18 protein-coding genes, 3 tRNA genes and 1 other annotated feature are annotated in these 19137 nt (G+C 52.1%); of the genes, 2 read left to right on the plus strand and 19 right to left on the minus strand.

The features are described from left to right. Positions 1 to 9: 9 nt before the first annotated feature. The 17 genes from infC to polA form a co-directional block, all read right to left on the minus strand. Positions 10 to 531 (minus strand): translation initiation factor IF-3, encoded by a 522-nt coding sequence (gene infC / locus ACFOUO_RS02770; protein WP_380703221.1) that lies wholly within the window; start codon positions 529 to 531, stop codon positions 10 to 12. A gap of 24 nt (positions 532 to 555) precedes the next feature. Next, positions 556 to 674: a sequence feature (ribosomal protein L20 leader region), on the minus strand. A 104-nt stretch (positions 675 to 778) separates the two neighbouring features. Then, positions 779 to 2707 carry a threonine--tRNA ligase gene (gene thrS, locus ACFOUO_RS02775; protein WP_380701929.1) on the minus strand — a complete coding sequence of 643 codons (1929 nt, stop codon included), beginning with the start codon at positions 2705 to 2707 and terminating at the stop codon, positions 779 to 781. A gap of 424 nt (positions 2708 to 3131) precedes the next feature. Continuing rightward, positions 3132 to 4031, minus strand: coding sequence for a sporulation protein YtxC (ytxC, locus tag ACFOUO_RS02780; RefSeq protein WP_380701931.1), 900 nt, complete (start codon positions 4029 to 4031; stop codon positions 3132 to 3134). A gap of 193 nt (positions 4032 to 4224) precedes the next feature. Further along, positions 4225 to 4968, minus strand: coding sequence for a thermonuclease family protein (locus tag ACFOUO_RS02785; protein ID WP_380701933.1), 744 nt, complete (start codon positions 4966 to 4968; stop codon positions 4225 to 4227). Continuing rightward, positions 4965 to 5627, minus strand: a complete 663-nt coding sequence (locus ACFOUO_RS02790) for a metal-dependent hydrolase (RefSeq protein ID WP_380701935.1) — start codon at positions 5625 to 5627, stop codon at positions 4965 to 4967. The genes ACFOUO_RS02785 and ACFOUO_RS02790 overlap by 4 nt, the downstream gene beginning before the upstream one ends. A 265-nt stretch (positions 5628 to 5892) precedes the next feature. After that, positions 5893 to 5981, minus strand: a tRNA-Leu gene (locus ACFOUO_RS02795). A 10-nt stretch (positions 5982 to 5991) separates the two neighbouring features. Next, positions 5992 to 6066: transfer RNA gene (locus tag ACFOUO_RS02800), tRNA-Gly, on the minus strand. Between the two features lie 7 nt (positions 6067 to 6073). Further along, positions 6074 to 6149 (minus strand) — tRNA-Phe (locus ACFOUO_RS02805). A 70-nt stretch (positions 6150 to 6219) separates the two neighbouring features. Next, on the minus strand, positions 6220 to 7161 hold the full coding sequence (dnaI, locus tag ACFOUO_RS02810) for a primosomal protein DnaI (RefSeq protein ID WP_380701937.1): 942 nt from the start codon (positions 7159 to 7161) through the stop codon (positions 6220 to 6222). Next, on the minus strand, positions 7161 to 8675 hold the full coding sequence (locus ACFOUO_RS02815) for a replication initiation and membrane attachment family protein (protein WP_380701939.1): 1515 nt from the start codon (positions 8673 to 8675) through the stop codon (positions 7161 to 7163). Before ACFOUO_RS02815 ends, dnaI begins: the two co-directional genes overlap by 1 nt. Positions 8676 to 8761: 86 nt before the next feature. Further along, the gene (gene nrdR, locus ACFOUO_RS02820) at positions 8762 to 9268 is read right to left on the minus strand and encodes a transcriptional regulator NrdR (protein WP_380701941.1); all 507 of its coding nucleotides are present in this window, start codon (positions 9266 to 9268) and stop codon (positions 8762 to 8764) included. 401 nt (positions 9269 to 9669) lie between these two features. Beyond that, positions 9670 to 10710 (minus strand): glyceraldehyde-3-phosphate dehydrogenase, encoded by a 1041-nt coding sequence (locus ACFOUO_RS02825; RefSeq protein WP_380701943.1) that lies wholly within the window; start codon positions 10708 to 10710, stop codon positions 9670 to 9672. 294 nt (positions 10711 to 11004) lie between these two features. After that, on the minus strand, positions 11005 to 11640 hold the full coding sequence (locus ACFOUO_RS02830; RefSeq protein ID WP_380701945.1) for a lytic transglycosylase domain-containing protein: 636 nt from the start codon (positions 11638 to 11640) through the stop codon (positions 11005 to 11007). Next, positions 11598 to 12209 (minus strand): dephospho-CoA kinase, encoded by a 612-nt coding sequence (gene coaE, locus ACFOUO_RS02835; protein WP_380701947.1) that lies wholly within the window; start codon positions 12207 to 12209, stop codon positions 11598 to 11600. Before coaE ends, ACFOUO_RS02830 begins: the two co-directional genes overlap by 43 nt. Before the next feature lie 27 nt (positions 12210 to 12236). Beyond that, entirely contained in the window at positions 12237 to 12887 is a 651-nt protein-coding gene (gene ytaF / locus ACFOUO_RS02840) for a sporulation membrane protein YtaF (RefSeq protein ID WP_380701949.1), read from the minus strand. Positions 12888 to 12974: 87 nt separating this feature from the next. After that, complete coding sequence (gene mutM / locus ACFOUO_RS02845) at positions 12975 to 13799, minus strand: DNA-formamidopyrimidine glycosylase (protein ID WP_380701951.1); 825 nt, start codon at positions 13797 to 13799, stop codon at positions 12975 to 12977. A 16-nt stretch (positions 13800 to 13815) separates the two neighbouring features. Next, positions 13816 to 16464: a DNA polymerase I gene (gene polA / locus ACFOUO_RS02850; protein WP_380701953.1), complete on the minus strand. Its 2649-nt coding sequence runs from the start codon at positions 16462 to 16464 to the stop codon at positions 13816 to 13818. A gap of 346 nt (positions 16465 to 16810) precedes the next feature. Here polA and ACFOUO_RS02855 point away from each other — a divergent pair, with 346 nt between their 5' ends. Both ACFOUO_RS02855 and ACFOUO_RS02860 read left to right on the plus strand, forming a co-directional pair. Next, a complete protein-coding gene (locus ACFOUO_RS02855) occupies positions 16811 to 17500 on the plus strand; it encodes a lysophospholipid acyltransferase family protein (protein WP_380701955.1) in 690 nt (229 codons plus the stop codon). A gap of 81 nt (positions 17501 to 17581) precedes the next feature. After that, entirely contained in the window at positions 17582 to 18010 is a 429-nt protein-coding gene (locus ACFOUO_RS02860; protein WP_380703223.1) for a PCYCGC motif-containing (lipo)protein, read from the plus strand. 132 nt (positions 18011 to 18142) lie between these two features. On the opposite strand, the gene ACFOUO_RS02865 is transcribed toward ACFOUO_RS02860, so the two are convergent. Together ACFOUO_RS02865 and ACFOUO_RS02870 are read right to left on the minus strand one after the other, a co-directional pair. After that, positions 18143 to 18343 (minus strand): heavy-metal-associated domain-containing protein, encoded by a 201-nt coding sequence (locus tag ACFOUO_RS02865; protein ID WP_380701957.1) that lies wholly within the window; start codon positions 18341 to 18343, stop codon positions 18143 to 18145. Between the two features lie 52 nt (positions 18344 to 18395). Then, positions 18396 to 18800: an RNA-guided endonuclease InsQ/TnpB family protein gene (locus tag ACFOUO_RS02870; protein ID WP_380701959.1), complete on the minus strand. Its 405-nt coding sequence runs from the start codon at positions 18798 to 18800 to the stop codon at positions 18396 to 18398. Positions 18801 to 19137: the final 337 nt, after the last annotated feature.

Raw genomic sequence — 19137 nt, forward strand, 5'->3', positions numbered from 1 at the left:
GGTTCCTCCTCAGCTGTTGGTAGTCTTCGGTGACAGGATCATAATCATCTGACGGCCTTCCAGCTTGGGTTGGCGTTCTACGTCACCGATATCTTTCACTTCTTGCGCCATCCGGTTGAGGATCTTCCGGCCCAAGTCCTGGTGAGTAATCTCCCGACCGCGGAAGCGGATGGAGAGCTTCACTTTGTCCCCGTTATTTAGGAACTTTTTCACATTGCGAAGCTTCGTGTGCACATCGTGCTCTTCAATGGACGGACTGAATCGGACCTCTTTGATCTGGACGGTTTTCTGGTTTTTACGCGCTTCTTTCTCCCGCTTGCTCTGTTCATAGCGATACTTACCGTAGTCCATGATCCTGCAAACCGGCGGCTTCGCCTGGGGAGCGACGTTCACGAGATCCAGATCCGCTTCCTGAGCCATACGCAGCGCTTCCCGGAAGGGCTTGATGCCCAGCTGGGTTCCTTGGGCGTCAATCAGCCGAACCTCACGGGCCCGGATCGCCTCGTTCACTTGTTGCTGTTCCTTGCTAATAACCTGCCACCTCCGATGGAGATTTCAATAAAAAAGGTATGGGCAAACGCCCACACCTCGGTCCATTCCGTCATCCAGAATCGAGAACCTGCCGACTGCCTGTGCGTCGATCAGGTGAGAAGCGGGCGCTTCTGCTTGCTACCTAGAAAAGGATATCACGTCAGGTGGTATCGTGTCAAGGTGATCCATTGTAGGATCGAACGCTTCTCTACAGGGAACTGCTTCCCTGGTTGAAAACCGATCAAATTCAAGCTTTCTCGTCGATCTCCCTCCGGATATCGGCGAGCAGCCCCTCCACCGACCGGGTACCCTGGTCGCCTTCGCTACGCTTGCGGACAGCAACCTCACCCTTCTCCTTCTCTTTCTCTCCAACGACCAGCATATAAGGAATCTTTTGTAACTGAGCTTCCCGGATCTTATAACCGATCTTCTCGCTGCGGGAGTCCAGTTCAGCCCGGATACCGGCGGCTTTCAGCTTGTCTACCACCTCTGCCGCATAATCGTGGAAAGCATCGGTGATCGTCATCACACGGGCCTGAACCGGGGCCAGCCATACAGGGAGAGCGCCTTTGTAGTATTCCAACAGGAAAGCCACAAATCGTTCCATCGTACCTACGATGCCCCGGTGAATGACGACGGGCCGGTGGGGTTGACCGTCCTCTCCGATGTATTCCAGTTCAAACTGATTCGGCAAATGGAAGTCCAACTGGACCGTGGAGAGGGTCTCATCTTTGCCGAGAGCAGTCTGTACCTGAACGTCCAGCTTCGGCCCGTAAAAGGCAGCTTCTCCTTCGACTTCTACATAGGTTAGACCGAGATCGTCCATTGCTTCCTTCAGCATCTGCTGGCTCTTTTCCCACATGTCGTCATTATCGATATATTTTTTGGTATCCTTCGGATCCCGGTAAGAGAGTCGATACCAGAAATCCTTAATCCCAAAATCACGGTACACTTCCTGGATCAACTGGACGACACGGATGAACTCCGATTTAATCTGGTCAGGCCGGCAGAAGATGTGGGCATCGTTCAAGGTCATCGCCCTTACCCGCTGCAGCCCGGAAAGCGCCCCGGACATCTCGTAGCGGTGCATCATGCCCAATTCGGCAATCCGGATCGGAAGGTTACGGTAACTCTTCAAATCATTCTTGAACACCATCATGTGATGGGGACAGTTCATGGGCCGGAGTACCAATTCGTCGTTATCCATCTGCATCGAGGGGTACATGTCTTCATGGTAATGATCCCAGTGTCCGGAAATCTTGTACAATTCCACGCTGGCGAGGTGAGGGGTGTAGACATGCTCATAGCCGAGGCGTTCTTCTTTATCCACGATATAACGCTCAATGGTACGACGCACAGTCGCCCCTTTCGGAAGCCAGAGGGGAAGACCTTGTCCAACCTCCTTGGATAGCGTGAAGATACCCAACTCTTTGCCCAGTTTGCGGTGATCCCGTTCCTTCGCTTCTTCGAGACGATGCAAATAGGCTTCCAATTGGGACTTTTTCGGCCAGATCGTACCGTAGATCCGTTGCAGCATCGGATTATTCGAGTCCCCGCGCCAATAAGCACCGGCGACACTCAACAGCTTAAAGGCTTTCAGTTTGCCAGTCGAAGGAACATGGGGACCACGGCATAGATCGAAAAACTCTCCCTGGTCATAAAACGTGATCGTTTCCCCTTCGGGCAGCTCCCGAATCAGCTCCAGTTTCAGGGGATCCCCCACTTCCTCGTAGATCCGGATGGCTTCTTCCCGTGAAACCTCACGGCGTTGGATGGGATGATCTTCTTTGGCGATCTTCTCCATCTCTTTCTCGATTTTCGGCAGATCCTCCTGGGTAATCGACTCAGGCAGATCCATATCGTAGTAAAATCCGTTTTCGATCACCGGTCCGATTCCCAGCTTGACCTCGGGATAGAGGCGCTTCACCGCCTGGGCCATTAGGTGAGCAGCGCTATGACGATAAACTTCCAGGCCTTGTTCGTCCTCCACCGTGAGAATTCGAACCTCCGAACCGTCCGGTACCTCTCTAGAGAGATCGACAGGATTTCCATTCACCACGCCGGCAACGGCTTTTTTGGCCAGGCCCCGGCTGATCGATTCCGCCACATCTTTTACCGTGACGGAAGTATGATATTCTCGTCTGGAACCGTCAGGCAGCTGAATCGCTACACTCATCGTCCTCCACTCCTTTATTCGGCCAAAATAAAAACACCCGCCCGGAAAAGGGACGAGTGTCGTCACACGTGGTTCCACCCTCATTCGGTCGTCCTTCTTTAGAAAAAAAAACGACCCTCTGGCACTTAACGGTGTGCAAAACCGGCAACCGATACTGATCCGGAAGGCTTAAACTCAGCCCGGATGTTCCCGGCGGCGACTCGGAGGGGGTCATCCCACAAATTAGCGGGTTCGGAGGTTTTCAGCCTGTGACCTCCGTTCTCTGATAACCATAAAGGGGGACGGTGTCCTCGTCAACGTCGTTTTGTTGAAATAGCTATGTAACGGTCATCCACGGCGAAAGTCGCCTGTATGAGCACCTAGCCGTACTGATTGGTTTGACAATACCAAATAAGCATCGATTTTGCAAGTCCTACAATCGGAATCACCCGTCCTCCCGGGAACGAAAATGGACATGACAGTCAGAACACCCTTTACAGACGGTAATCCGGCCTTCAAAAATTTGTACTAACGTGCGGATGACGTTCTCCCCCGGGTGGAGACTGTGCAGGACTACCCGCTCGGGAGCCGCGGTCAGAAGAGTACTGACGATCAGATCCTCCTGGGACAGAGATTCTGTCATCAACTCCTGGACAACACCATCCATCTCCTTTAAGGAAAGGGGGTTCCCTTCTTCTGTCAGCAAGCGGAATTGTCGCCTGCCGCCATGAAAAACGTGAACAAGCGGAATTTTTGACTGTTGAGCCGAAACGAAGTAGCGAAGGAGATCGATGAATTCCTGGTACTCCTGATCCAGGAGATACTCATCGATCGCATGTTCCACCAGTTTGACCAACACTTTCTTATACCGTTTCATGCGGAAACGGAAAAACCCGTCTACCGCTAATGTCCGGCTATGGGTGAAATAGTTGGCCACCTGACGGGCCATCCGCTCTTTACGATGCAGATAAGGGGTTTCTTCCTCTTCCTCCTCCGTCTCGGAGAGGAGATGGAAAGCGTACGTCTCAATCTGCTTTGATTCCTCAGGATCTCTGTAGCGAAAATCCATCCGAATGATCTTCCGGATTAAGGCAGGTTCATCGATGGTTATGAGATACTCCGCAACTGCGTTTCCCAAACCGTGACGCAATCCTTTTTCCCGCTGACGGCCAAGTTTCCGATTGAGGCAGCGAAAGACCGTGCGATCTCCCTGTCCCACCTCTTCCAAGTCAAATCCTGCACCAAAACGTTCCAATTCTTTCAGTTGCGCCTCCAGGTATGCACGCATACGAACCGCCTCTTCGGAGGCGGTGTGTCCCGGGACGGAAATTTGGTAAGCCCCCATGGACTGCTCGCTCCCTTTGTCCATTTACCTCTAGTTTATGAAACCAGTCTCTATAACATGATTTCTGTTCCTTACGTCCTTTAGTTTTCGTGGGTATCTCTGGTTTTATGCGGGGTGAAAAGGCAAAAAAATCACCGGCTTCTGCTCTTGGCAGCCGGTGAATGCATGACTTCTTTTGCACTATAGCACGGGTTTAGTGGGATCGGCCCGGCGGGCGGTAGCCGGCTTCTTTTGCCCCCGACTCATTACAAAACCACCGTTCCGGCTTAGTTACCGAGTATTGGGGACTTTTCCGCGTGTGATAAATTTCCTCCCCGCTACGGGTGATATTGCCTTTGATCTTCCCTTTGCACCCTTCGCCAGCAGAGCTTTTACCAGTAGACGGTCCCTCCCCTTGCTTTTCCCATAAGCCGGTCTCTTCTTTCTGAGCTTCCCGCTGAAGTTGGAGAAAGGTTTTTTGGTACTTAACGTTGGGCGGTACGGTCATCATCTGAGCCATCCCTTTTTTCAAGAGAGTCGCATTAAACATCTCCTCTCCTCTCCATACATAGGCAAGGAGGCGACCATACCGATCCCGCTTCTCCGTATCCGTCTCCAAAGCGATGTCCTGCCCCGCAAGCCGCCTCTTGGTAAAGTGGGATGCTTCCTTCCCATAGGCTTCTACCCCGATTTTCGGGTGGTTGGTTTCCGGGGTGTTGACCCCGACAAGACGCACTTTCTCCTGTGAACCCGACTCTGTTTTCACCTCAATGGTATCCCCGTCTATCACCCGAGTCACTTTGGCATCGGTCAAATTGGATTGAGGTGGGGGTGTTAGTCCTTTAACCCGCTCATTATCGGCAGGGTGGCTGTTGCATCCTGCCGCCAGCAGCATCCATGCACCCAGGAACAAAGCTAACCCAACCCGTTCGCATTTGTCTTTCTCCCAGCCGCTCAACTTTTGAACAAGCCTTTCACTGTTTCTAACTGCTCACGGGCTGTTTGGAAAAAATCGTCGTAGGAGGCTCCGTTAAGAAGCATATAGATCATGGCGAGGCAGCCGCCGTACATGCCCACTTTTCCGGTCACCTTATCAAAGGTATCTCCGCTCCGAACACTGAACCCCAGATTTTTCGTGCCGATCCGCTTCTTCCATGGCCAAAAGATCGGAATACCGGCGGAAGTGATGGCGTCCGCCAACAGATGAGAGAGGTAACCCGCTGCCATCGGCAAAACATAATCCGGCGCCGCTAGGTAAGTGATTCCCGACACAATCCCAAGAGATAGCAATGAGTGCGTAAAACTGCGGTGAGGGATGAACGCAACAACCATCGCGTAGATCCCAGCTAGAATAATCCACAGATCCAGGCCATTAACAATCCCGAGAAGGGCCGTAATCGCACCCAGAACGGAAAGGGCCGCCGACCGGTATTTAATGGACCGGAACAATAGATTATTCAGCATACTACCATCCTCATCAATATCCGGCAGCAAAGATCCGAGGGATGAAACCATGACTGCCGCTACACAGGCACCTACATCGTCGGCTGTCCCATTAAAGGCGACCGCCGCTGCTCCTGCGGCTACCCCGAGGGAAAAATGCGTGTTTCCCGTCAATTCCCCTTCCTCCCTTTGTCAAATACACCAACATATGTTTGGTTTTTTACCCGTAAAAAAGACCGGTCAACTTAACGGCCGGTACTTCCCGGAAGCTCTTCGTGCTTCTCTCCCCGTATCGGAAAATGATTCCATGCCGATAGGGAATTTCTTTTATCCTACCACAAACCCACCCGGTTTCACCATGTTTTCTCGCAATCGTTACACAACTTGGACAGGCATATTTGTTATAAAAAAATCTCCCCTCTTGGGGAGATCGCTTCATTGGTACCGAGGGTCGGACTCGAACCGACACGGTGGAAACCCACCCCGGGATTTTAAGTCCCGTGCGTCTGCCTATTCCGCCACCCCGGCTCTTATAACATGGAGCGGACGATGGGATTCGAACCCACGACCCCCGCCTTGGCAAGGCGGTGCTCTACCACTGAGCCACGTCCGCATGAAAATGGTGGTTCGGGACGGAATCGAACCGCCGACACGAGGATTTTCAGTCCTCTGCTCTACCGACTGAGCTACCGAACCCCTTCAGATATGATGACAAAAACCATTATAACACGGCCCGATTCTCTGATGCAAGATACGGAAATATTTTTTATGGTTGGCGTCGAGCTTCTCGCCAATTGGGTCCTTCGATACAATAAACGTCCATATAGGGGCGAATCCGTTCCATGATTCGCTTTGCCTTGATCCCTTCCGTTCCGCCTTTATCGGAATACGCGAAATGGGTTTCCAGCTCATCGAGGTCCAAGTTGGAGGTCATCACTGTAGGTAATTTCTCCGCCATCCGATACTGGAGCACTGCCCCGATAATCTCATCCCGTGTCCAAGGGGTGATGGTCTCCGCTCCGATATCGTCCAAAATGAGAACCGTCGCCTGCTTAAGGGCATCAAGCTTTTCCTGAATCATTCCATCCCGGATCGATTCCTTGATCTCCCGGATAAAATCAGGAACATAGACCATCAAGGAATCGACGTCGTGATTCACCAGTTCCCTTGCCATAGCCGCCGCAATCCGACTTTTACCCACACCAAAGGCTCCATGGAAGTAGATCCCTTTCTCGGGACGCTTTTCTCCAAATTCCTGACAGAAACGGATCGCGGCCCGAATCGCCGGAATACGGCTTGTAATAGGATCGATGGAACGAAAGCTGGCATTTAAGACATCCGAGGGAATATGATGGCTCTTGATCAACTGCTTCCGTTTCTCTTCCTGCTCCCGAGCCATGAGCTTCCCGCAGGGTTGCATCCGTAAGTCCAGATACCCTCCATACAAGGTGAGTTCCGGTGCATGTCCTTTGACCAGGTTGGGACAGCGATCCAGCCCCGGGCAACGGTCGCAATGGGATTGTTCGTGGACCAACTGACGTAACTGAGGAAGTGATCGCCGATAGACTTCCCGCGGAACATCGGGGTGCTCCTCGCGAAAAGCCCGTACGGCTGAGTAGGAGAGCACACGATTCAATTGTTCTTCTGTATCCACTCGTTGGGCTAACTTCTCTTTGAGGGGCGACACCACTTTGTCGATCCGATCCATTACGCATTCCCCTTCTTCTTGTTCCTCTGGGAGAGGCTTTGATGCATTTGCTCGATTTCAGCCTGAATCTGGGCTGCTGCTTCCGGATCCACCTCCCATTCCGCTTCATTCGTTCCGGATTTTTTCTCCAGAGAGCGGGCGACCGCCTTAGGCAACTTCTCTTCCCGTTCCCGCCGGTTCTTCCAAGGGGACCACTTTCGAGCCGAGCGTTGATCCCCCCCGCCTTTCCGTTTGTTCCACTCCCAGTTGAGCTCTTTGCGTGCCATCTCCCGAGCTTCTTTCACGGTTTGGATATTTTTTCGGGCCCAGTGGCCAGCGATTTTTTCCACCAAAGGACGGGGAAGTTTGTAATCATAGGAATACAGCACATATTCCAGCAGAACATTGATCACGCCTGTCGGTAATCCATACTCGTTCGTCAAATCCTCTACTAGCTCCAGATCCGCTCGGGGAATTTGTTTTCCCTTTTGGAAATGGGAAAGCAATTCCACAGGGGACAGTTGACTGAGTGCACGGAAATGGCGCTCTTCCTCGTCAGATGCCGGTACCGCCTCTTTTTTCTCCTCCCGAGGCTCCCCTGATCCCTTTACCGCATCCGCCTCCCCTTTTTCTTTTTTCATAGACGGAATCGAGCCCATCTGCTTCCGGTCTACCACCACCGGTGAGCTGCCGAAACGCATCTGGTATTGACTACGCACGAAGGAACGGAGGCGACGGATATCAATCTGACCGCCCTGGGTTACATACGGATTCTGGAGAGCCCGGATCAGATCCCAATCATCCAGCTGGTAGAGGAACCGGATCTCACGTATACGTTCCTCTACCTCGCTTGTCCAGGCGCTATCATGCAAAAGGGTAGACAGGCGTGCCCGTACCATGGACAGGTCGTCCTCTTCGGGAATGAAGGCAGGAGGCTTCCCTTCCTCACAAGTGACGCTTTCTCCCTCCTCGGAAGGAGACCATTCCCCTACCAGATCGGCGGCAGAAGCGACTTCAGACGGAGAGAGGGAACCAAACACTTGTTGAAAGGACTTAGTTATACTCGTACCCCGGCGCCCCTCTTCCCTAGATATATCGAGAAGCTCGCTATAGAGTGCTCGGAACCGATCCTTTCCGATCCGGTTGAGCAGGGAAATACTCAGCACGTCACTTTGGAAAAAACGTACCGGTGTCAACGGGGGTACCAGCTCATATTCCAAGACCTTCCGTCCTTTCTCTGAGCAACGAAAGGTATTAAGCAAACCCACCCCTTCGAGAAGATACCGAGCCTCCAATACTTCTCCCAGCTGTAGCGAAAGCCCCTTCATCAGGTCCATGTGACTCTGGATGCGGGAAGAGCCCGCTCGATGTTGTGGTAACTGGTAGTAGAGGGTCGTATACAGACTGGCTGCCCGGGCGCCGACCAGGGGTTGATAGAGCCGGGTGAGCCCGATCATATCCGCAGCCTGGATCGGGCGGCGGCTCCGGCACCGCCAACCGTCCCGAGGCGTACATTCTTTCCATGAGATGGACATATCTTACCTCCCGATCCGGTCAGGTGAAGAGTCGGAAATCCATTGTATCAGGAGTATTCGTCCAGGACAAACGGGATGTAGGCCCATCAAGAGGAGGTTTTCTCCCTCCCTTTGTCCGGTTCGCCTTCCATCGACTGCCGGGACCGATTTAACAGCTCTTCCAACTCCCTTACAAATACATTAATATCTTTAAACTGACGATATACCGACGCAAAGCGGACATACGCCACTTCGTCCACCTCCACCAGCCGTTCCATGATCATTTCACCGATCTCCCGGGTAGGTACCTCCGAGTCGTTTCGCTCCCTCAAGGATCGTTCCACCTCGTCAACCAGCTGTTCCTGTCTTTCCATGGGCACCGGTCGTTTTTCACAGGCTCGGATCAGGCCGCGAAGTAGCTTATCCCGGCTGAACTCTTCCCGGCTTCCGTCCTTTTTGATCACGATTAGCGGCCTCTCTTCCACCATCTCGAAGGTGGTGAACCGCCGATCACAGGTTTCGCACTGCCGTCGGCGCCGGATTGATTTCCCCTCATGAGCCGGACGGGAATCCAGCACCCGGCTCCCCATCCCATGACAAAAAGGACAACGCATGATGACATTCCTCCTGCATCAATCTTGCCTACCGTTCCATTGAATCTGCGACCTAACTATATCATATTTCAACAGTTTGCACGTCTAGCCGCGCGAAGAGACGCTCCCTCTTTTTCAATATTCCCTTCCAAAGGGCTGATACAACCAGTGATTGATCACCGCCAGATGGTAGAACAAAACACCGGTTTTCCTGGAGGGAAAAACCGGTGTTTGGCTAGGGGAAACCTTCAGATATGCCAACCCGCCCAGTAGTAACATGGCGCTGAACAGAGTGAACAACGGCATACCAGCAGCAGTCTTCGGCATGTTACCTCGATACGATCGAGATCACCGACCCTCTTTCAAGAAAAAACCACGATGGCTTCATCGCGGTTTCCTGTTCCGGATGTCATGTCTCGGGGTTACACGGGAATCCGCTCCCGTACTTTCCTGGGGAATAAAAAAGGTTGGCCCACCTTTTTCACCAGATCCACCACTCGACAGGAGTAGCCCCACTCATTGTCGTACCAAGCAAGCACCTTCACCTGACGCTCTCCGATCACCATCGTAGATGGTGCATCGATGATGGTGGAGTGGGGGTTGCCGTTAAAGTCGGAGGAGACCAGGGGTGCTTCACAAAATTGGATGATCCCTTTCATCTCCTTTTCCGCAGCTTCTTGTAATGCATTGTTGACTTCCTCCACCGTCACTGGGGTGTTCAAATCCGCCACCAGGTCGACTACAGAAACATTGGGAGTGGGCACACGCAGGGCCAATCCGTTCAGCCGTCCAGACAGTTCCGGCAATACTTGACCGATCGCCTTTGCCGCACCAGTTTTGGTCGGGATGATCGACTGGGCACACGCCCGGGCCCGTCGAAGGTCCTTATGGGGGTTGTCCAGATTTTTTTGGTCATTGGTATAGGAATGAACGGTGGTCATCAGCCCCTGTTCGATGCCAAACCGCTCGTGAAGCACCTTGACGAGAGGAGCCAGGCAGTTTGTGGTGCAGCTGGCGTTGGAGATGATATGATGGTTGTCAGGGTTGTAAGCGTCCTCATTTACACCGATAACAACCATCAGATCTTCGTTTTTACCAGGAGCGGTAATGACCACTTTTTTGGCACCGGCTTTCAGATGGAGACCGGCCCCTTTCCGGTCCCGGAATTTCCCCGTCGCCTCGATGACCACGTCAATATTCAACTCTCCCCACGGAAGACGGGCTGGATCCCGATCGGAGACCAGTTTCACCCTCCGTCCGTTTACAACCAAGTGATCCCCTTCTGCTCGGATATCATCTTCCGCCATGCCATGGACGGTATCATATTTTACCAGGTGGGCCAGCGTCTCGGCAGGATAGCTGGCGTTTACCGCCACCACTTCGAGATCCCGTTCCCGGATTGCTTTCCGGAAGACCATTCGCCCAATCCGCCCAAACCCATTGATTGCAATACGCAGCGGCATAAGATACCCCTTTCTCCCTGTATAATACATACCAGTTCCTCTTTTATTATAATCAGTATGTCACATATTGCAATGTGTTGTGGTGAAGTATCCCTGGGCGGAAGCGGGTCTTTTCACAAAAATGAAAGAAATTCCGCCCATAAGGCGGAATTTGGGAAGAAAAATGGCAGGACAGGCTTACCCCCAGTTGCAAATGAAGGCAAGCCACACCGGGAAATCCCATCCCCCCGCTTACAGCCCCCAAAATCATAAAGGCCTGCACAAAAAGGAATGCGGATTTCTCCGGAAACCCTACTATTCAGGAAGGGTATAAGCGTTTCGTTTGTTTGTCAGATGTGAATAGAGGGTTCGGTACTTCTCATAGAAATAGACGACTCTCTGTATGTAATGGCGGGTTTCTCCAAAAGGAATCTGGCCAACACTACCTCGTGTCCCGTCCCACCGCCCTTCTTTCAACCACTTGTTCACATTCCCGGGCCCTGCATTGTAAGCGGCAATCGCAGCAATTTTGTTTCCCTTGAATTCCCTGATCAAGGCCGTGATATACCAGCTTCCCATGTGAATGTTGATCGATGGATCATTGACATAATCGCGGAAAGCTGGTGAAAAGCGGCCCTTGTCTACCACCCAATTGACCGTTTCGGGAGTGAGTTGCATCAATCCCTGCGCCCCGGCATGAGACTGGACTTCAGGGCTAAACTTACTCTCCACGCGAATAATCGCCATTACCAAGAATGGATCTGCCCCGGTTGAGTCTGCACTCTCCATGATTTGTTCCTCATAATCGAGAGGATACATCCAACGGTTGAATAGCGGGGTTGCGATCAAAAAGAAGACAAGCAGCATGGTTAAAGATATTGCCAACTTCCGTTTGGAAGGCATCGCCTCTATGACTGGCCGGATCCATTTTTGGAGACCCATGTTTCCCATAGCATATCAACCTGTCTTTCCGTATCCGCCAGCGTACCCGAGTTGTCGATCAGCACGTCGGCGAATCGTTTTTTCTCCTCGATAGGCATCTGTGCCCGGATCATCCGAAGCGCCTGGGAGGCATCGATTCCATCCCGTTCCATCAGTCGCTGGATTTGGATCGCTTCTGGCGCGTAAACCACCACCACTTGCTCCACCAGATCGGTTAGCCCTTCTTCAATCAAGAGGGGCGTGTCCAATACAGCGATGCGCCCGCAAGTTTCCCCGATCCGGCTCGCCTCTTCCTTCATACGTCGGATAATCAATGGGTGAAGAATCCGATTTAAATCCTTCCGGGCTCTTTCGTCACGAAACACCACTTCCCGTAGCGCTCGGCGATCCAGATGCCTCCCAGGCCCGAACACCCCTGGCCCGAACCGAGTCCAAATGCGGGCATTTCCTTCCGTTCCAGGCTCCACTACCTCACGGGCGATTTGATCAGCGTCAACGATCCCGCCCCCCCGCTCTCTCAACATGCGGGAGACTGTACTCTTTCCGGTGGCAATCCCACCGGTCAAGCCTATGTCCACATCCAACCCTCCACCCCGCCAATCACCTTAAAAGAAACGAAAAAAACCCATTAAAATCAGTAAGATTCCCGGTATATAAGCGATGCCTGGAAGCCAGTTCCGTGAGCGGAACCGGATTCCCGTCTTCAAACCCGCCACTAAAAAGAGAACACTCATCAGTGCGATCATACTGGAGGCGGCCCAAGGAGAAAATCCGAGAAGAGCTGCTCCCATCCCTGCCCCGAAAGCATCAAGAGACAGGGCGAAACCAAGCAGGCAAGCTTCCGTTGGACTGAGAATACCGGAAGAGTCCCGGTCCGCCGCCACCGGGGATTTCAGAATTTGTATCACAATACCGAAGCCTTTGATTTCCCAGGAAAAGACCCGTATGGGGCCTGACGGAGAAGCGGTACTGCCTTCTGCCTGGGAGTCCGGACGGCCTGCGTTGTAAAGGGCGAAAAGACCCAAACCGATCAGAATGACGGCCCCTGCTACCGTAGTCGTTTCCTTCGGTAGCCATCCGGTACTAATGGCGGTCAGGTGCATGGACAAACCGACCATTCCTCCGGAACATCCTCCGATTATCACTATGGAGGTCAGCGGGATTCGGATGGAACGAAGCCCGTAAGTGATCCCGGCACCAAAACTGTCCAGGCTGACCGCCAACGCGAGCATGAAGTAGAACATCACGGCCCACACTGGCCACCCCTCCATTCAACAGGGAGATACGTACCCTATCTTATGTCAGGGGGGACTGCCGGTGTGCTTCGGCCCAGGGGACAGGTTTCAGCGCTGGCAGCGAGGGCAAAGATGCGTACCCCGACCGGCTACCACGATCCGTTCAATCGGATGTCCGCACCGATGACAAGGTTCCTCTTTGCGTCCATACACTTGAATCTGCAGTTGAAACATGCCCATTTCTCCCATTCCATTCACATAACTACGGACAGAGGAACCGCCTGCTTCCACTGCCTTCATTAAAACGGAACGGATACTATCAAACAGTCGTTTCACTTCCTCTTCGGCAAGCGTCTCCACCCGGCGGTCTGGATGGATGCCAGACGCGAAAAGGACTTCGTCCACATAGATATTACCGAGGCCGCTCAAAAATTCCTGGTTCAGAAGAAGCGCCTTAATGCTTGTGCGCCGCCCGGCCATCGCCTGCTGAAACCCTTCCAGGGTGAATGTTTCCGACAGGGGTTCCGGGCCCAGTTTCATCAGTGGAGGACGGTTCAGTTCCTCCCCGAGAGGGTAGAGGTGCATGGTGCCGAACTGGCGTACATCCCGGTAGCGAAGTTCGGTTCCGTCTGTGAAGTGAAATTGGACATGGGTATGCTTTTCTACCGGCGCCTCCCATGAAGTAACCCTGTACTTCCCTTCCATCCTCATATGAGAAACCAGCACCCAAGAGTCGAAAAAAAGGCGAAGGAATTTGCCGCGTCTACCAACGCCTTGGATGGTTTCTCCTTTCAGCATCCCACGGAACAATTCCGGGTCGGGGGGTTCCTTAACGATTCGCGGCAAGCCGACGGTCACATCCTCCACAGTCTTCCCAATTACCAAGGTTTCTAACGTTCGTCTGACTGTCTCTACTTCAGGTAATTCCGGCAACGCTCTCGCTCCTCTATCATTTCGCTTCGTACCAAGTTCTCCCCGAATCGACATCTACCTTGAGGGGGACATCTAGCTGTATCGCCTCTTCCATGACCCGGCGAACCCGATCGGATAGGATGCCTAGCTCTTCCTCCGGCGCTTCGAAGATCAGTTCGTCATGGACCTGAAGGAGAAGCCTGGCCGACAAATTCTCTTTGTGGAGAGCTCTACTCATCTCCACCATCGCCTTTTTAATGATATCCGCCGCTGTTCCTTGAATCGGCGTATTCATCGCAGTCCGCTCAGCAAAACTCCGGCGGTTGTAATTGCTCGAATGAATGTCTGGTAGGTAACGCCGCCGGCGGAGCATTGTAGTGACATAGCCGTCCTTTCTCGCTTTGCGGACGATCTCGTCCATGTATTGTTTCACTCCGGGATAACTCTCAAAGTAGCGTTGAATAAATTCCCCGGCTTCTTTCCGGGAAATGTTTAGGCTTTGTGACAGGCCGTAATCACTGATACCGTAGACGATCCCGAAATTGACCGCTTTTGCGTGCCGCCTCATTTGCGAGGTGACATCCTCCTTTTGTACGCCGAAAACGTCCATCGCGGTCTTCGTATGGATATCCATGTTGCTTTTGAAGGCTTCGATCAGGCTTTCATCCCCGGACAAGTGGGCGAGGACTCGAAGCTCGATTTGGGAGTAGTCGGCAGAAAGGATCCACCAGTTCTTCTCTGATGGGACGAATACTTTACGGATGCGTCGGCCTTCTTCCAGTCGAATCGGGATATTCTGCAGGTTAGGATCCGTGCTGGATAGCCGACCGGTAGCGGTGATAGCTTGATTGAACCGAGTGTGAATCTTACCGTCTTCCTCAAATCGTTCTTTCAGCAGGCCCTCTACATACGTGGAGATCAATTTGCCAACCTGGCGGTAGTGAAGAATTTCCTCAACGATTTCATGACGGGGGGCCAACTTTTCCAGCACATCTGCGCTGGTGGAATAACCAGTCTTGGTTTTTTTCAAAACAGGAAGCCCCAACTTATCAAAGAGGATTTCAGCCAACTGTTTGGGGGAATTGATATTAAACTCCGTCCCAGCCAGCCCGTAAATTTTAGTAGTCAGTTCCTCCAGCTTGGCGGTCAGCTCCTTTTCAAGCTTTCGAAGACCCTCTTTATCCACTTTGACACCCACCCACTCCATCTCGGCCAAAATTTTGGCCACGGGCAGTTCCAGATCGTAAAAGAGGGAAGCCAATTCCGCCTCTTGCAGTTCTTTTTCCAGGACCGGCTGCAAACGGAAGAGGGCTTCGGTTTTACGGGTGAGATGGCGTGCCAGTTCTTCGCCTTCTAGTTGACGCCGTTTTGCCCCTTTTCCGTAGACGGTCTCATCGGATGGAAGGGAGTCGTCCAGTTTTCGTCCCACGATGTCGGACAGTTCATGCTCCGACTCAGAAGGGTTGATCAGATAGGAGGCCAATAATACATCAAAGGTAAACCCCTCGGATTCGAGGCCCTGGCGTTTGAGGGCCACATGGGTTCCTTTGACGTCATAGGCCGTTTTCTGTTTGGCGGAATCGGCCAGCCACTTCTTAAAGGCCTTCCACTCCAGAGCCGTCTCCAAAGGGATATACAAATGAATCCCTTCTCCGGATAGAGCGATTCCCGGAACTTCCGCCCGATGGTAATTGGGAACCGTCATCTCCGCATAAAGTGCCAGGTGTGCCCTCTCGAAGATTCCTTCCCACTCTTTTGTATTTTCTCGGTTAACGGTGGCAAAAGTTAACTTCTTTGCTTCCACCGTCTCTATCGCCGGTGTTTCATCCTTCTGAATCCGTTTAAGCAGTGTTTTAAACTCCAATCGCTTAAAGAGAGGAACCACGTTGACGGGGTCGAAATCCTCAAATTTCAGGTCATCCAAGCTAAAATCGAGGGGTACCTCACACGAGATGGTCGCCAACACCTTGCTCATGCGAGCCTGCTCCGCATGTTCTGCGACCCGTTCTTTCAGCTTTTTTCCCGGAAGTTCATCGACGTGAGCAAGGACTCCCTCTACAGACCCAAACTGGTGGAGTAACTTGAGAGCCGTCTTCTCCCCGACACCGGGGATGCCAGGGATATTATCGGAAGAATCACCCATCAAGCCCTTCAGATCGATGATCTGCTTTGGTTTGAGCCCATAACGGTCGCTGATCGCTTGGATATCATAGCGTTGGGTATCCGTTACACCCTTCCGGGTCATTAGAACGCTGACTCGCTCGGTCACCAGCTGAAGAAGATCCTTGTCTCCCGATACAATGGTAACGGGCACCTCTTCCCCGTCCGCCTGACAGGCGAGGGTTCCGATAATATCATCCGCTTCATAGCCTTCCAGCCCGTAGTGTTGAATCCCGAAGGCATCCAACAAATCCCTGATCAGGGGGAGCTGTTCCGAAAGCTCTCCAGGAGTCTTATCCCGTTTTCCTTTGTACTCTTTATATTCTTTGTGTCGGAATGTGGTTTTGCCGATATCAAAAGCGACGAGCATATGAGTCGGCTTTTCTTCTTCCAGCACTTTCATCAGCATCATGGTAAATCCATAAGCCGCATTGGTATACGTTCCGCTTTGGTTAGTCAATAACGGCAGCGCATAAAAAGCGCGGAAAGCAATACTGTTGCCATCGATCAGAACCAATTTATTCATGGGGAGCCTCCATCCCTTGGCTTAGACGATACCCGTTATGTATTAAAACCAAGAATCCGGTTTGTCACCCGGCAAAAGCCGGGATATAATGGGCGGTGTGGATCTTTTTCATCCAGGCTTCAAACATATTTATTTTATCACGAGGCCCCGGCACGATTCCAGCAACGGAGCCTTTAAAAAGTCATGACACCGCCCTCCTTGCCTGCTGGATTTTTGGAGAGAAGCTGCCCTTCGTATCAATGAACCGGACAAGATCTTCATCCTGCCGGGGCCAGCGTCTTCATACGCATTCAGCCGCAACTTAACCGCGGGACGTCAAATCATCCGCCAACAGGAGGGGATCGACATGAAAGCCATGATTCGTTCCGGAATGTATATCCTGCGCCTGATGCCGCCAAAATGGCGAACCGTCATCCTGCGTAAGATCAGTTACCATTTAATCGACAGACACGCCACGATCCGCATCCTGGGAAAAGAAAAACTAGAAACCCTCGGAGAACCGGTCATCTTTGTATCCAACCATTTGAGCAACATTGACGGACTTATTTTATACCGGATGCTAGAGGATCAGGATGTCACGTTCCTAGCCGGGGTCAAGTTGAGAGGAAACTGGTTCAACCGTGTCGGCCTCTCTCTCGTTCCTCACATCCCGATCCGTGCCGGCCAACCTGATCGGGAGGCGATCAAACGCTGTGTGGGACATTTAAAAAACAACCGCTCCCTTTTTATTTTCCCTGAGGGTACCCGCAGCAGAAACGCCTGCCTCATCCACGGAAAACGGGGGATTGAACTGATCCTTCGCAAAACCGGTGTCCGGATCGTCCCTCTCGGTATCACCGGCACCCAACATCTCATGCCGATCAATGACCACAACATGGCCGGAGAGTGGTTTCGGAATGCCGAGGTGGATATCCGGATCGGTGACCCCTTGGAGCTGCGAGAAGGAGAAGGGGTGGATCGCATCATGTACGCCATCAGTCAGCTTCTCCCGCCAGAATACCGTGGCGTCTATTCCACTGATTCCCGAGGTGCCTGATACTCGCCCTACAGGATCTATCCAACCCTTATTCCCTATACCTGGATAGTTCCTCATATAGAAGGAGGAGAGATCGTGAACATCCGCAAAACAGCTTTCAGCCTACTCGTTGTGGCAACACTAGCTGGCTGCAGTACGGCTCCCGGAGAAAAAGCGGAGAAGGCAGAACCAGACTTCCCCGAGTTCGTCACCAGCGCTTCACCCGCCGCGCAAAAAGCCTACCGCCTTGCCTATGAACACTCCGACGTGTTGGAAAAGATGCCCTGCTTCTGTGGTTGCGGTGACACCCATGGCCACCGGAGCAACCTCAATTGTTTCATTAAGGAAAAACAAGCGAATGGGAAAGTGGTCTGGGATCAGATGGGTATAAGCTGCGGAATCTGTATTGAGATCGCCGAGAACGCAGTAAAAATGAAAAAAGAGGGTAAGTCCATGAAGGAAATTCGGCAGATCATCGATGAGGAATACGGTGGGAGTGGCACTTCCACCCCGACCCCAAAACCGCAATGACCACTAAACAGAGAAAAAGCCGCCCCATCGTTTGGGCGGTTTTCTCATTGGATTTCTCCATCGGGAACGGTATGGACGCGAAGAACGTAGACTTGAAGCGAAAAATCCTCTGTAGAAGGATTAAAACAACGATCACATCACTTGGTATCCCTGGCTCTCGATTGTTCGGCTGATCGTTTCTAGCGTCAAGTTCTCTTCATCAAAGACAACTTCAACCCTACCCGTCGTCAGGTCCACCTGCCCCTCAGCACCGATTTGTTCCAAAGCCTCCAGGAGTTTTTGTACACTTTCCTTGCTCTCCAACCCGCTTACCATCATTTTTGCTTGGCGCATGGTTTAACCCCACCTCTCGATCTATGATCGTGAGCAATACCCGATCAACACTCTATTTCCCGATTCCATAAGATGAAACGCTGGCACGTGAACCTCTCGCCATTGAAAAGGCGAGCAAATCGTATCTCTTCACCAGCTGATGACTGATCCGATGGGCGGTATCCTTCCGCTGATTAGCGATTCTCTCATGCAATCGGGCAAGAAGATGGATCGTCTTTTTCCTCCGATGGGAACCTTTTTTCTTTTTGGATACGAGCCGTTGAAGCTGTTTCAGTCTCCTTTCCGACTTTCGCAAATAGCATGGAGAGGTGAAGAACGATGTCACGGCCAAGTACTTGATCCCCAGATCTACCCCGACTTCCTTTCCTGTTTTCGGCAAGGGTTGCCTATCTTGCTCTACGGCAAAGCAAGCGTGATATCGGCCGTTTTTCCTGACGATGGTGCAGTTTTGATGCAATCCCTTTTTTATCCATTCTGTACACTCCTATAAAAAGCTTTGTATGCTCCATCCAATCGCTCGACTACATGTTGAAACACTTGAGAGTGAACTTCTTTTAAGGCCGGAATCGCTTTTATCCGAGCGGGAAGTGTCTTCTTTTGCCCATTGCTTGATGTTCTCTTTTCCCATACATGTAGTATAGCGAAAATTTCGGGAATCCGGCTATGTTTCAAGCAATTTTCTATTAACATATCGTTCAATCTTTGCAAGGATTGTCGGACTTGCGAGGGGTTAACAACCCCCTTGTCCGACCCTCGCTTTCATCTACCCCATTGAAATGGGAGGATTCCCGCTC

The organism is Salinithrix halophila (assembly GCF_042650125.1).
Lineage (GTDB): Bacteria > Bacillota > Bacilli > Thermoactinomycetales > DSM-45169 > Salinithrix > Salinithrix halophila.

Excerpts from the sequence above, each read along its gene's own strand:
- ytxC (WP_380701931.1), bottom strand. The coding sequence starts at position 4,031 with ATGGGGGCTTACCAAATTTCCGTCCCGGGACACACCGCCTCCGAAGAG.
- dnaI (WP_380701937.1), bottom strand. The coding sequence starts at position 7,161 with ATGGATCGGATCGACAAAGTGGTGTCGCCCCTCAAAGAGAAGTTAGCC.
- ACFOUO_RS02830 (WP_380701945.1), bottom strand. The coding sequence starts at position 11,640 with ATGGGAAACATGGGTCTCCAAAAATGGATCCGGCCAGTCATAGAGGCG.
- ACFOUO_RS02855 (WP_380701955.1), top strand. The coding sequence starts at position 16,811 with ATGAAAGCCATGATTCGTTCCGGAATGTATATCCTGCGCCTGATGCCG.
- nrdR (WP_380701941.1), bottom strand. The coding sequence starts at position 9,268 with ATGCGTTGTCCTTTTTGTCATGGGATGGGGAGCCGGGTGCTGGATTCC.
- thrS (WP_380701929.1), bottom strand. The coding sequence starts at position 2,707 with ATGAGTGTAGCGATTCAGCTGCCTGACGGTTCCAGACGAGAATATCAT.
- polA (WP_380701953.1), bottom strand. The coding sequence starts at position 16,464 with ATGAATAAATTGGTTCTGATCGATGGCAACAGTATTGCTTTCCGCGCT.
- ACFOUO_RS02825 (WP_380701943.1), bottom strand. The coding sequence starts at position 10,710 with ATGCCGCTGCGTATTGCAATCAATGGGTTTGGGCGGATTGGGCGAATG.
- ACFOUO_RS02815 (WP_380701939.1), bottom strand. The coding sequence starts at position 8,675 with ATGTCCATCTCATGGAAAGAATGTACGCCTCGGGACGGTTGGCGGTGC.
- ACFOUO_RS02865 (WP_380701957.1), bottom strand. The coding sequence starts at position 18,343 with ATGCGCCAAGCAAAAATGATGGTAAGCGGGTTGGAGAGCAAGGAAAGT.